The 13975-nt window shown below is 28.6% G+C and carries 14 protein-coding genes, 1 tRNA gene and 2 rRNA genes; 2 read left to right on the top strand and 15 right to left on the bottom strand.

The genetic code is table 11. From position 1 onward, the window contains the following. Window positions 1-103: 103 nt before the first annotated feature. The 4 genes from QOZ84_RS14530 to QOZ84_RS14515 all read right to left on the bottom strand — a co-directional run bounded on the left by QOZ84_RS14530 (window position 104) and on the right by QOZ84_RS14515 (window position 4420). Window positions 104-874, bottom strand: coding sequence for a TatD family hydrolase (locus QOZ84_RS14530; protein ID WP_284133661.1), 771 nt, complete (start codon window positions 872-874; stop codon window positions 104-106). 20 nt (window positions 875-894) lie between these two features. After that, complete coding sequence (gene metG / locus QOZ84_RS14525; RefSeq protein ID WP_284133660.1) at window positions 895-2835, bottom strand: methionine--tRNA ligase; 1941 nt, start codon at window positions 2833-2835, stop codon at window positions 895-897. A 482-nt stretch (window positions 2836-3317) separates the two neighbouring features. Beyond that, window positions 3318-3839 (bottom strand): spore maturation protein, encoded by a 522-nt coding sequence (locus tag QOZ84_RS14520; protein ID WP_026899663.1) that lies wholly within the window; start codon window positions 3837-3839, stop codon window positions 3318-3320. Beyond that, complete coding sequence (locus QOZ84_RS14515) at window positions 3839-4420, bottom strand: nucleoside recognition domain-containing protein (protein ID WP_284133659.1); 582 nt, start codon at window positions 4418-4420, stop codon at window positions 3839-3841. Before QOZ84_RS14515 ends, QOZ84_RS14520 begins: the two co-directional genes overlap by 1 nt. 126 nt (window positions 4421-4546) lie before the next feature. On the opposite strand from QOZ84_RS14515, the gene QOZ84_RS14510 reads away from it, so the two are divergent. Together QOZ84_RS14510 and QOZ84_RS14505 are read left to right on the top strand one after the other, a co-directional pair. After that, entirely contained in the window at window positions 4547-5977 is a 1431-nt protein-coding gene (locus QOZ84_RS14510; protein WP_284133658.1) for a nicotinate phosphoribosyltransferase, read from the top strand. A gap of 30 nt (window positions 5978-6007) precedes the next feature. Further along, window positions 6008-6436 (top strand): Lrp/AsnC family transcriptional regulator, encoded by a 429-nt coding sequence (locus QOZ84_RS14505; RefSeq protein WP_026899666.1) that lies wholly within the window; start codon window positions 6008-6010, stop codon window positions 6434-6436. Between the two features lie 108 nt (window positions 6437-6544). Here the strand turns inward: QOZ84_RS14505 and QOZ84_RS14500 are convergent, their stop codons facing one another. The 11 genes from QOZ84_RS14500 to QOZ84_RS14450 all read right to left on the bottom strand — a co-directional run. Continuing rightward, window positions 6545-7240, bottom strand: coding sequence for an HD domain-containing protein (locus tag QOZ84_RS14500; RefSeq protein WP_284133657.1), 696 nt, complete (start codon window positions 7238-7240; stop codon window positions 6545-6547). A gap of 24 nt (window positions 7241-7264) precedes the next feature. After that, window positions 7265-8098 carry a 16S rRNA (cytidine(1402)-2'-O)-methyltransferase gene (gene rsmI / locus QOZ84_RS14495; protein ID WP_284133656.1) on the bottom strand — a complete coding sequence of 278 codons (834 nt, stop codon included), beginning with the start codon at window positions 8096-8098 and terminating at the stop codon, window positions 7265-7267. After that, entirely contained in the window at window positions 8099-8851 is a 753-nt protein-coding gene (locus QOZ84_RS14490; protein ID WP_284133655.1) for a tRNA1(Val) (adenine(37)-N6)-methyltransferase, read from the bottom strand. It lies immediately after the preceding gene. Between the two features lie 95 nt (window positions 8852-8946). Further along, on the bottom strand, window positions 8947-9837 hold the full coding sequence (locus QOZ84_RS14485) for a PSP1 domain-containing protein (RefSeq protein ID WP_284133654.1): 891 nt from the start codon (window positions 9835-9837) through the stop codon (window positions 8947-8949). Beyond that, a complete protein-coding gene (locus QOZ84_RS14480; protein ID WP_284133653.1) occupies window positions 9834-10769 on the bottom strand; it encodes a DNA polymerase III subunit in 936 nt (311 codons plus the stop codon). Before QOZ84_RS14480 ends, QOZ84_RS14485 begins: the two co-directional genes overlap by 4 nt. Window positions 10770-10771: 2 nt before the next feature. After that, a complete protein-coding gene (locus QOZ84_RS14475) occupies window positions 10772-11461 on the bottom strand; it encodes a dTMP kinase (RefSeq protein ID WP_284133652.1) in 690 nt (229 codons plus the stop codon). Between the two features lie 59 nt (window positions 11462-11520). Then, a complete protein-coding gene (locus tag QOZ84_RS14470) occupies window positions 11521-12933 on the bottom strand; it encodes an aminotransferase class I/II-fold pyridoxal phosphate-dependent enzyme (RefSeq protein WP_284133651.1) in 1413 nt (470 codons plus the stop codon). Window positions 12934-13190: 257 nt separating this feature from the next. Next, window positions 13191-13388 (bottom strand): DUF378 domain-containing protein, encoded by a 198-nt coding sequence (locus tag QOZ84_RS14465; RefSeq protein ID WP_284133650.1) that lies wholly within the window; start codon window positions 13386-13388, stop codon window positions 13191-13193. Window positions 13389-13552: 164 nt separating this feature from the next. Beyond that, window positions 13553-13669: ribosomal RNA gene (rrf, locus tag QOZ84_RS14460) — 5S ribosomal RNA — on the bottom strand. A gap of 16 nt (window positions 13670-13685) precedes the next feature. Beyond that, a tRNA-Gly gene (locus QOZ84_RS14455) sits at window positions 13686-13759 on the bottom strand. 107 nt (window positions 13760-13866) lie between these two features. Next, a 23S ribosomal RNA gene (locus QOZ84_RS14450) occupies window positions 13867-13975 on the bottom strand; the annotation flags it as partial.

Below are 13975 nucleotides of genomic sequence, written 5' to 3'. Positions count from 1 at the left end.
ATATTTTACGTTTTTTATGACATTTTATCAAGAAAAATAAAAGCTACAGTACAATTATGCACTATAGCTTTTACTTTTATAATATTTTATAAAAAATTATTTATTATTTTATATTAAAGAATCTCTTTGCATTTTCTTTTGTAGCTTCACATACTTTTTCATAAGATATTCCTTTTTCCTGAGCTATCTTATCAGCAACAAAAGCTACTAGTGATGGGTCATTTCTTTTTCCTCTATGTGGCTCTGGTGCCATGTATGGTGAATCAGTTTCAATTAATAAATATTCTAGTGGTATTTCACTTACTACTTCTCTAGTTTTTTTATTATTTTTAAATGTAACTGTTCCTGGAATAGAAATATAGCATCCCATTTTTATATATTCTTTAGCTAATTCTACATTTCCACTATAGCAATGAAGCACGCATCCTATTTCTGGATTTTTAGTATTTTTGATTATTTCAAAAGTATCAGCATGTGCATCTCTATCATGTATTATTATTGGTAATTTTAATTCATTAGCTAATTCTACTTGTTTTTTAAACCATTCTCTTTGAATTTCTCTAGGTGCATTATCATAAAAATAATCTAATCCTATCTCACCTATTGCAACTACCTTTTCATTCTCAGTAGCTAATTTTCTTAGAGTGTCTATTGCACTATCATCTAGTTGACCTACATCATGTGGATGTACTCCAACTGCTGCATATATAAAATCGTATTTATTCGCAAGTTTAACACTGCTTATAGAACTTTCTATATCTGCACCTGGATTTACAACTAAATCTACTTGTTTTTCTTTTAGAGTTTTAATTAGTTCTTCTCTATCTTGATCAAATCTTGCATCATTTAAATGTGCATGTGAGTCAAATAACATTTTTTTATTCTCCTAACTTATTAACAAACTTCGCATCCATCTTTAGCACCACTTGCGATTGGAACTACTAAATCATCTCCATCATCTCCAGCTGCTAATATCATACCTTGAGATTCTACACCTCTTAATTTAACCGGCTTTAAGTTACATACAACTATAACTTCTTTTCCTACCATATCTTCAGGCTTATACCAAGAAGCTATTCCAGATACTATTTGTCTAGTTTCTGGTCCTATTTTTATTTGAGATACTAATAATCTATCTGCTTTTGGATGTTTCTCACAACTTAAAACTTTTCCTACTCTTAGTTCTACTTTGTCTAATTCATCTATTGTGATATTTTCTTTGTGTTCTATTGGCTCTTGTGCTGTTTCTTCATCTTTTTTTTCTGAGAATAATTCATTTAATTCTTCTACTTCTTTTTCAACCTCTAATCTTGGGAATAAAGATTGCCCTTTATGAACTTTTGTATTCTCACCTATTAATCCGAAGCTTTTTAAACTTTCCCAAGTAGTTAAGCTTTCATCAACTATTCCTAATTGAGTATATATTTTCTTAGCAGTATCATTCATTACTGGATTTATAAGAGTTGCTATAGTTCTTATAGATTCACATAAATTGTATAATACAGTATCTAATACATCTTTTTTAGCTTCATCTTTAGATAAAGCCCAAGGCATAGTTTCATCTATATATTTATTTGTTCTTCTTATTAATTTCCAAGCACTTTCTAATGCTTCATTAAATTGAAGTTTATCCATTTCTTTTTCAAAGTTTTCTACTGAAGTTTTTGCAACATCTCTTAAGTCTGCATCAAATTCAGTATTTTCTTTAACCATTGGTATTATTCCATCATTGTATTTTTCTACCATAGCTACTGTTCTACTTACTAAGTTTCCTAAATCATTTGCAAGGTCAGAGTTAAGTCTTGTTACAAAGTTTTTATGAGTATAGTTTCCATCTTGACCAAATGCAAATTCTCTTAATAAGAAGTATTTAAGCGAATCTACTCCATATCTTTCTATCATTTGCTCAGGGTATACTATATTTCCTTTTGATTTACTCATTTTATCATTATCAAATAATATCCATCCATGACCGTATACTTGTGTAGGAACTTCTTCACCTAATGCCATAAGTATTGCTGGCCATATTATTGTGTGGAATCTCATTATTTCTTTACCTACTATATGAACATTTGCAGGCCAGAATTTTTTATATTCACTATCATCTTCACTCATATATCCAAGAGCTGTTATATAGTTACATAAAGCATCTACCCAAACATATATTACATGTTTTTCATCGAATGGTACTTTTATACCCCAGTCAAAAGTAGTTCTAGTTACACATAAATCTTCTAGACCTTTGTCTAAGAAATTTGCAACCATTTCATTCTTTCTTGATACTGGGAAGCAGAAATTAGGATCAGCGAATAGTTCTCTTAATTTATCTTCATACTTAGATAATTTAAAGAAATAAGCTTCTTCTTTTGCTATATAAGTTTCTCTTTTACAATCTGGGCACTTATTCCCTTCTAATAATTGTGACTCTGTCCAAAAACTCTCACATGGAGTACAGTATCTTCCTTCATAAGCACCTTTATATATATCGCCTTGTTCATATAACTTAGTGAATATCTTTTGTATTATCGCTTCATGTCTATTTTCAGTAGTTCTTATAAAATCATCATATGATATATCCATAGTATTCCATAAGCTTTTTATATCTGCGATCATTTTATCTAAGTATTCTATTTCAGTCATACCTTTTTCTTTAGCTGTTTTTTGTATTTTTTCTCCGTGTTCATCAGTTCCTGTTAAAAATTTTACATCATATCCACAGAAACGCTTAAATCTTGCTATTGCATCAGCTGCAACTGTTGTATAAGTATGGCCTATATGTAAGTTTCCACTTGGATAGTATATAGGTGTTGTTACATAAAAACTTGGTTTAGTCATAATTTTACCTCCATTTTATTTTCCTTATATTAAAAAACTCGCCTCCTATTAAACATAGGGGCGAGATTAATCACGGTACCACCCTAATTTACCTAAACTCTAATATCTATAAATATAATTTATAATGTTTTACAAGAAACTATATAAACTATTTTATTTTAAATAATTATGTTTAGATATCTTAGTAGACTATAACGAATCTAACCGTCTTATCTTAAAGATAGATAATCTATCATTCGGATAAAAAGCTCTGAGACCATCTTCAATAATTTATTTATCACTAGCTTTCACCTAATCTAGATCTCTGTAGAAAAATTCCTTATTTACTCTTCTCTTCTTAGCTTATTATATATTTGTATATTTTACTAAATCAATATATTCTATACATATTATTATACTTCAAATTTAATTAATATTTAAGCTTAATTTGATAAATTTATGCTTTATTATATATTAATTTATTATATCATATAAATATTATTTTAAACAAACATTACATAGCAAACAAATACAGACGCTATTACCCCAGCTATATGACAAATCATAGCACAAGTTAAAGTATGTCTTGTGTTTTTTATTTTTAAACTTCCATAGTAAATAGCCATTGTATAAAATATAGTTTCTGATGCACCTACCATAGTAGATCCCATTTTCTCTATCAATGTATCTACACCTACTCTTTGAGCTAGTTCAGTGTACATTCCTAATGCTCCACTCCCAGATAATGGCTTGACTATAATCAATCCAATAAGTTCTTTTGGTATACTCATTAGCTGTGCTATAGGTTTAAATAAAAATTCTAGCATCTCTATCCCTTTTCCTGTTTTAAATATACCTATAGCTAAAAATATTCCGATTATGTATGGAGCTATAGACCATGCTGACTTTAATCCATCGATTGCTCCTTTTATAAAACTATCATATATATCTATTTTTTTATATCTTCCATAAACTATTATGTAAAGTATTATAAGTGGTATAAGTATATTAGAAAATAAATCCACTACTTACACCTCCTATTACCTTGTAGCATTTTACATGTTATTATAGCAACTATTGTAGATACTATTGTTGCAAATAAAGTTGTTAGTATTATTTCTCCTGGATTTTGTGAGCCTAAGTCCATCCTAACTTTTAGCATCGTAAATGGTATTATTTGAATTGAGGATATATTTATTACCAAAAACATTATCATATCGTTACTAGCGGTATCTTTTTTATTATTAAGTGTTTGTAATTCACCCATAGCTTTTAGTCCAAATGCTGTTGCTCCATTACCCGCTCCCACCATATTCAACGCTATATTCATAACCATATAAGACATTGCTTTGTGCCCTGAGGGTACAGATGGAAATAATTTTTTCATTAAAGGATTGAGCTTGTTACCAATTTTTTCTATTAAACCCGAATCTTTAGCTATATTCATTATTCCCATCCAAAGCGCCATAACTCCGGCTAAACTTATAGCAAATTCAACTCCTCTTGATGCTTCTGTTAATATAACTTTATTTAATTCTCCTAAATTATCAAAAATTATACTTCCTACTATTCCTATCGAAAGCATATAAAACCATATTTTTCCCATTAAATACCACACCTCCTAAATAATTTTATGATACACATATAACACTTTATACTTGAAAGTTGTACTATATTATGTTTTAGTATATGTGTGGGGTTTTATATAATTTTTAATTTAAGGAGAAATACAATGAGAAATTTAACACTTCTTACTGATTTATATCAACTTACTATGTTAAATGGATATTTCGAAAAAAATATTCATGAGGATATTGTAGTATTTGATATGTTTTTTAGGAAAAATGCATGCAATAGTGGATATACCATAGTGTGTGGTATTGAGCAGTTTGTTGATTATATAAATAACATTCATTTTTCAGATGATGATTTAAAATATCTTAAAAGTTTAAATTTATTTTCTGATAAATTTTTAATATTTTTAAAAGATTTCAAATTTACTGGGGATATATACGCTGTTGAGGAAGGAACTATAATGTTCCCTAATGAACCTGTTCTTACTGTAAAGGCTCCGTTATACCAAGCTCAACTTATTGAAACTGCATTACTTACAATTGTTAATTTCCAATCACTTATAGCTACTAAAGCTTCTAGAGTTTGCTTTGCTGCTCAAGGAGATCCTGTACTAGAGTTTGGATTACGTCGTGCTCAAGGTCCTGATGCAGGTACATATGGTGCAAGAGCGGCTGTAATCGGAGGATGTAATGCTACTGCAAATGTTTTGGCTGGAAAATTATTTGATATACCTTTAATAGGTACTCAAGCTCATAGCTGGGTTCAAAAATTTGATACAGAATTAGAAGCATTTGAGGCTTATGCTGATATATATCCAGATAAGTGCCTTTTATTAGTTGATACTTACAATGTATTAAATAGTGGTCTTCCTAATGCAATAAAGGTTTTTAAGAAACTAAAAGAAAACGATTATAAGCCTTTAGGAATAAGATTAGATTCAGGGGATTTACAATACTTATCTAAAGAATGTAAAAAAGTTTTAGATAAAGAGGGATTTGGGGATGTTAGTATTACAGCTTCTAATGATCTTGATGAATATACTATCTCTTCATTAAAATCAGATGGTGCTGCTATAAATTCTTGGGGTGTTGGTACAAAACTAATAACTTCTGCAGATTCACCATCACTTGGTGGTGTTTATAAATTGGCCGCATCTTTTAAAGGTGATATAATTGAGCCTAAAATAAAATTATCTGAAGATCCTGAAAAAATTAACAACCCAGGATATAAAAAAGTTGTTAGAATATACAATGAAAGTCACAAAGCTGAGGCAGATTTAATAATGCTTCATAATGAGGTTATAGACGAATCTAAACCTTTAACGGTATTCCATCCTATTTATAATTGGAAAGCTAAAACTTTTATTAATTACAAAATCAAAGAACTTCACAAACCTTTATTTATAAACGGGGAGTGCAAACATGAACATAAGTCAGTTATGGAAATAAGAGATTATGTAAAAGATGAGTTAAATACTTTATGGGAAGGATATAGAAGACTTTCAAATCCTCAAACTTATAAAGTTGATTTATCTGATGATCTTTGGAATTTAAAAAATGAAATGATAGATTCTAAAAAGTTTTTATAATATATTATCTTAATTAAGGGGGATTCAAACATGGATATTACAGATCACAAAATTATAGACATTCTACAAAAAGACGGTAGAGTTTCTATGAAAGACTTAGGTAAAATAGTTGGATTAACTTCTCCAGCTGTTTCTGAAAGAGTTAAGAGATTAGAAGAAGCAGGAATAATAGAAGGTTACAAGGCTATAGTAAATCCTGATGCTTTAGGAAGAGTTATCAAAGCTTTTATACACATATCTCTGCCTAGCAATAAGTATGTAGATTTTATTCAAGAAGCTCGTAATGATAATAGAATAGTAGAATGCCATCATATAACTGGTAACGATTGTTCTGTGCTAAAGGTTATTGTTAAAGATATGTATGAACTTGAAAACGTTATTGATTCTATAAAGAAAATAGGTTCAACAAAAACTTCCGTTATACTATCAACTCCTATACATGCAAAAGCTATATTATAGAAATTAAAATGTATTTATGTACATGTTATTTAAAAAGTATTGATAGGTACTTTTTACGATATATAAAAAAATATAGATTACTTATATTTATAAGTAATCTATATTTTTTTATTTTTTATATTTATATATATAGTTTGTTAAAGCGTATTCCATATATATTTTTATTACACCAGTATCTTCATGGGGATTCAATAGTTTTCTAGTAGCAACTATGTCACAGTATCCTAGTAATAAAACACCTATAACATCGTCTCCTAATGTTTCAAATATCTCAAATAATTTTTCGTGACTCATATTATTGGTTTTGTAAGTTACCAAAAGTATCATATGGTGTCTTACATATATATTAAGCAAATCAATTGTCTTTTCCTGTAAATCTAAATCTTTGCCTAAATTAACAGCTATATCTGCTCCTACGATTTCATGTCCCTTAAAATGAACTCTTCCCTCAGTATCTACAGTTTTGCTATCGGGCTTTCCTATATCATGTAAAAATATTCCTAGTTTTAATAATTGAAGTTTATTTAAATTAGTACCTGCATCACTATTTAAGTAATCTTTTATATAGCTTCTTAAATGAGATGAAAAAAATTTATCTTCATCAATTGTATCTTCAAATTCTTTTAAAGCATTTAATGAGTGATTATATACATTAACTACATGATATTTACACTCTCCATTTAGTTTCATATCTTTTGTTTTAGGTATTATCTTTTCTAGTGTTTTATTTTCATCTAATTCAATGATTTTTTTATAAGTACTATCACAAGATAAGCTATCGATTAATATATTTTGTAGTTTCATCTACATCACCTCAAGTTTTATGTTTTATAGGTCTAATACTTGTTTATATACTATGTCTTTTTGAAGTTTTCTATCTTTACATACTACTTTAATTGCATCTTTTTTGTCCATACCATCTTTCATTAAAACTACTACATATTCTCTTTCATTAAGGTCATCATAATTATTTTTTACAGTTTTTTCTCCTGTAAAACCTTCTACTATTAATACAAACTCACCCTTAACATCTTTTTCATTAAAAATATTTATAACTGTTTCTATGTCTTCTCTTATTATCTCTTGATATTTTTTTGTAAGTTCTCTGTTTACAGCTATTTTTCTATTACCTAATATTTTTAGCATGTCTTTTAGAGTTTCTTTTAGTCTATGTGGTGATTCATAAAATATTATAGTTCTTGCTTCTTCTTTTATTTCTTCTAATTGATTTCTTCTTACTTTTTTGTCTCTATCTAAAAATCCTTCAAAAACAAATTTACGTGTTTGAAGTCCAGAACCTACTAGTGCTGTTATAGATGCTGTTGCTCCTGGTAATACTTCTATCTCTATATTATTCTCAATAGCTTGTTTTATTATTACTTCTCCTGGATCGGATATTCCTGGCATTCCTGCATCACTTATTATAGCTATGTTTTCTCCAGCTAATAACTTTTCTATTAAATATCCACCTTTTGATTCTTCATTGTGTTCATGGTAGCTAGTTAATGGCTTTGATATTTCAAAATGATTTAAAAGTCTTATACTGTGTCTTGTATCTTCAGCTGCTATTACATCTACTTCATTTAATATCCTTACTGTTCTATAAGTCATATCTTCTAAATTGCCTATAGGTGTTGGACATATATATAATTTTCCACTCATTTAATTTTCTCCTATATCTTCATTTGCATATACTGCTCTTAATTCGTCTGTATAATTTCCATCTTCTCCATATACATATAATGGATCTAATATTTTAAGCTCCGGTCTTCCATCTTTCACAAATTCTACAAGAACTAAATTTGGTGCTTTGTTTGCTCTTGGATGTATAAATTGTAGTTGCTTAGGCTCTAATCTATACTTTCTTCCTAGTTCAATTATATCTACTAATCTAGTTGGTCTGTGTATCATAAAGAATTTACCCTTAGGCATTGTTAATCTTGAAGCTGCTCTTATAACATCTTCTAAGTTGCATTTTACTTCATGTCTTGATATTGCTTTTTTATCATTAGGATTTTTTATTCCATCCATATGCATATACGGAGGGTTTGAAGTTACTACATGGTATCCATGTACTTCTAGTTCTTTATCTATTGTTTTTATATCTGCATTTACTATTTGCACTCTATCTTCTAAATTGTTTAACTTTACAGAACGAGTAGCCATTTCATAAACTTCTTCTTGTATCTCTACACCTACTATTTTTTTAGCTTCACTTTTTCCTGCTATTAATATTGGTATTATTCCCGTTCCTGTTCCTAAGTCCGCTACATTAGCACCTCTTTTTACTTTTGCAAAATTCGCTAATAATACCGCATCTATTCCAAAACAAAATCCATTAGTATCTTGTATTAGTTTTAGACCCTTTAGTTGCAAGTCATCTATTCTTTCACTTTCTTTTAATTGTATTTCCATGTATATCTCCTTCCATGTCTTATGACTTAAATTGTCTTATATCATAAAAAGGTAGGAAAAATCCTACCCCCTTAATTCTCTTATTTAAACTATTTTTAATCTTCTAGTTTCTTTAATTCTCTTATTGTTGCTGCATCTAAACCTTCTTCTTTAAGATTACCACAACCACCATTACATTTTTTAGGTTCTTGAAGAACTTTAACTTCTTCTCTATGGCATATCTTTATAGTCTTATCATTAAATTCTATTCTAACTTGCTCTAGAAGCGGATTTATCTCTATAACTTTTCCCTTCAATTCTTCAACTTTTACTAAAGAACCTACTACAGGCATTGCATCTATAGCTTCAGTATATACATCATGTTCATACTTTAGGCAACAGAATAATCTTCCGCATATTCCAGATATTTTTGTAGGGTTTAATGATAAACTTTGATCTTTAGCCATCTTTATTGATACTGGTTGGAAATCTCCAAGCCATGAAGAACAACAAAGACTTCTTCCACAAGGTCCTAATCCCCCTATTGATTTAGCTTCATCTCTTACTCCTATTTGTCTTAACTCTATTCTAGTTTTAAATATTGCAGCTAAATCTTTTACAAGTTCTCTAAAGTCTATTCTACCTTCTGCTGTAAAGTAGAATATTAGTTTATTTCTATCAAATGTATATTCACAATCTATTAAATACATAGTTAAATCATGATCTTTTATTTTTTGTTGGCATAACTCAAAAGTTTCTTTTGCCTTTTCTTTATTTTCAATATATGTCTTAGTGTCTTCTTCTGTAGCTATTCTTATAATTGGTTTTAGTGGTGAAACTAATTCACTTTCTTCTATCTCTTTTGGCCCAACCACTACTGTCCCATATTCTAGTCCCCTTGCAGTTTCAACTACTACATCTATATTTTTTTCTATCTCTAATTCAACTGGATCAAAATAATATATCTTTCCTGCGCTCTTAAATCTAACACCCACTATCTTTATCATTTAATCACCTCATATATATTTAAAGCCATAACTTGTATACTGATATTAAAGTTACAATTGCTTTTTATCTTTTTCTTTGTTTCTTCTATTATATCAATAATTTTAGATACTTGAGAATATGTAATTTTTTTACCCATATTTTGTAGAAATATTATTTTGTCTGAGTTTATTATCATACTTTTATCTATTTTTTCTTTTAAAAGAATTATATCTCTAAAATAATTTACCATCATGTCTAATACACTAGCTATATCTTTTTTGTATTTATCCATGCTAGATTGTATTTCTAATATATCTACTATATTTTTATCAAGTATTGTTTGTATGTATGACTGTATATCCTCTCTCATAATTGCAAATTCTGCAGATTCAGATAACTCTAATGCTCTTTTTATACTACCTCTTGAAAATGTCGCTAATAATTGAGCCCTATTATCATCTATACCATTTTTCGTTAAATAATTTTTTAACTCTACTAAAGATATAGGTAGGAACTTAATTATCTCACATCTAGATTTTATAGTATCTAGTAGTATTTCTTTATTATTTGTAATTAAAATCATTATAGCATACTTAGGCGGTTCTTCTAACGTCTTTAATAATGCATTTTGTGCTTCTACTGTCATTTTTTGTGCATCATTTATTACATATATTTTATAATCCTTATGTGGTTTGATTATTATGTCTGTTTGTAGTTTTCTTATTTGTGCTATTTTTATACTATTCCCATCTGCATATATATTTATATAGTCAGGATTATTATCTATATCGTAGCCATCTAATAATATTTTAGCTAATTCATCTGCAAATCTTTTTTTCCCTATTCCCTCTATACCTTCAAACATATACGCATGATTTATTTTATTATTTTTAATTGAATTTGTTATATATTTTTTAGCAAATTCTTGCCCTATTATATTTTCAAAATACATATTTACCTCTCCGAAGATTTAATTGTATCTATAACTACTTTATAAATATCTTCATGTATACTTTCTATGCTTCTTAGATTATTATTTTGTAAACAATTAATTTTGTTCCAATTATATTTTTCTACTATATCTAGCGAATTATTATAAGATTTTTCTAGATATTTTATATCACTTTCATGAATATCTTTTTGTGATTCTCCTGTTATCTTGTTTTTTCTATTTTCCATAAGCTTTTTACTAAACTCTACGGGAACATCTAAAAATACAACACAGTCAGGTTTTGGTATCTTATATAAGTTAAATTCATAATCACATAACCATTCTAAATATTTATCTCTATCTAACTTGTCCATTTTAGACGCTTGGTGAACCATATTAGACGTTGTATATCTATCGGCAAGTATTATTCCACCTTCATTATAAAATTCTTCCCACTGCGTTTTAAATGATGCATATCTGTCAGCTGCATAAAATGTAGATGCAATATATGGGTCTACATCAGAAGCTTTTTTTCCAAAGTCCCCTCTTAAATACATTTTCACTAAAGCTGAAGATTCACATTCATAGTTTGGATATTCAACTTTTTTAACTTTATACCCATCTTCTAATAGCCTTTCATACAATTTCTTGGTTTGAGTGGCTTTTCCGCTTGCATCTGATCCACTTTCTATGATTATTAACTTTCCGTTCATAATTATGTCCTGATTAAAATAATAATTTTAAAATCAGATTTTCACCTCCTATATATTTTTTAATCTACTACTATCTCTATAAACTGTAAGCTTGAGTCTTTTATTCCACTTACATTCATTCCTTTTTCATTACACAGTAATATATAATCTATTATTTCTTTTGTTATTATTTCTCCTGGAGATAATAAGCTTATTCCTGGTGGATAAGGTATCACATATTCTCCACAGATTTTTCCTATGCTTTCATATATTTTAACACGTTTTTTAGGTTTATAAAATGCTTCTCGAGGACTTAATACTTTTAGAGGTATACTCATTGGATATTGGATAGTTTCTATAGTTTTTTCACTATGAAAGTTTTTACTAATATCATTTAACGCTTTTTTTATTATATTAAAGTCTTCTATTTCATTTCCTATGGTACATATTAATAATACACCATAATAATTAGCTAATTCTACTTGTACATTATATTTTTGTCTTAGTATTTTTTCTAATTCATATCCTGTTATACCCATTTTTTTTGTTGAAATAAATATTTTTGTTTTATCATCTTCATTAAACACATCTATAAATTCATTATCCTTCATATCATTAGTAAATATATCTATGTTTAGTAAAAGTTCATTCATTAGCAATTCGCCTTTGCTCTCATATATATCTACTGCTAAATCTAATGATGACATAAGCACATACGATGGGCTTGAAGATTCAATAATTCTTAGAATTTGTCCTATCTTATCTATATCTACCCTATTCCCTTGTATATGTATCATAGATGATTGAGTAAATGAAGGTAGGGTTTTATGAGTACTTTGTATAACTATATCTGCACCTTGTTCTAATGCAGTCTTTGGCAATTTATCACTTAACCCCAAGTGAGATCCATGTGCTTCGTCTACTATAACCACCATATTTTTTTCATGGGCATAGTCACATATTTTTTTTAAATCATACGTTTTTCCATAATAAGTTGGATATGTTACCAAAATAGCCTTCGCATCCAAATTATTATCTATTGTATCTATGACATCTTGTCTTTCTATGCCTTCTATTATATTTGTTTGTATGTTTATTTTAGGTCTTATATATACAGGTTCTATGTCGCCTAATATACAAGAGTTTATAACTGACTGATGGCAGTCTCTATTTACAATAATTTTGTCTTTTGGTAAACATGATGCCATTATTGCCCCTTGTATGCCACATGTACTTCCATTAACTAAATAATATGTATGCTTACTTTTAAACACCTTAGAAGCTCGTTCTTGCGATTTTTTTATTATCCCATCTGGTGAATGTAAGTTGTCTGTTCCGTCTATCTCTGTTGTATCCATTTTATATATGTTTTTTAATATATCTGAGTATCCTAGTTTGTCATAAACTTTGCCTAATTTATGGCCTGGCATATGAAATGATATTAAATTTGTATCTACTATTTCTTTTAATTTATCTATGATTGAAGTATCCATTTTACTCTCCTTACATTTGTTAATATATCTTATTATAACTAAATCAAACACAATTTCTATAAATTTTATATTAATTAAAAAATTATATTTATTTTTAAATTAATTATAATTATTATTTCTATAAATTTTAGAAATTTCTATTAAACATAACACATTACTTTTATATTAAATTTAATCATTTTAAAGTTAATTATTATATTTTATATAGCTAAAAGTCGTTGATATTATAAAATTTATCAACGACTTTTATTTAGCTACTAAGAATTATTATTAATTATTTGACCAAATGTGAAAGATAAGTATATTCCAGCAATACCTACTGCAAAATACATCATCCTGCTCACAATTTCATATGTTCCACCAAAAACATTTCCTAGTAAATCGACTCCAAAAACACCTATTCCACCCCAATTAAGTGCTCCTACTATTACTAAAATTAATGCAATTTTCTTCATCTGTATCGCTCCTTAGATTTTAGCTTTCAAGTTATTTACTAATTTATACTCAAATAATTAATTGAATTCTCATATAGTTTCTCCAAATTTCAAAATTTAATTTATCTAGCAACTATAATAAGGCCTTCAAATGAAGACCTTATTTTTAAACACAAAAAAAGATTACGTGGCTACGTCTTACTCTCCCAGGTAGTTGCCCACCAAGTACCATCAGCGCTAAAGAGCTTAACTTCTGTGTTCGGAATGGGAACAGGTGTATCCTCTTTGCTATAATAACCACATAATCTTTATTTAATTTGGAGCGGGTGAAGGGGATCGAACCCTCACAGCTGGCTTGGAAGGCCAGAACTCTACCATTGAGCTACACCCGCATTTAGTTTTAGAGTTAATACTCTGAAAACTGTATACCATTTAGAATTAATCATTTAATTTTAGCAACTGTTTTTTAGTTGCGATATAAAATCGTTAGATTTTATTTTTGGTCAAGTCCTCGACCTATTAGTATCGGTAAGCTAAATACATTACTGCACTTACACCTTCGACCTATCAACCAGGTAGTCTTCCTGGGGTCTTACCCTTACGGTGGG

The organism is Romboutsia sedimentorum (genome assembly GCF_030131845.1).
Taxonomy (GTDB): Bacteria; Bacillota; Clostridia; order Peptostreptococcales; family Peptostreptococcaceae; genus Romboutsia_D; species Romboutsia_D sedimentorum.
This window is presented reverse-complemented; position numbering and strand designations above follow the sequence as displayed.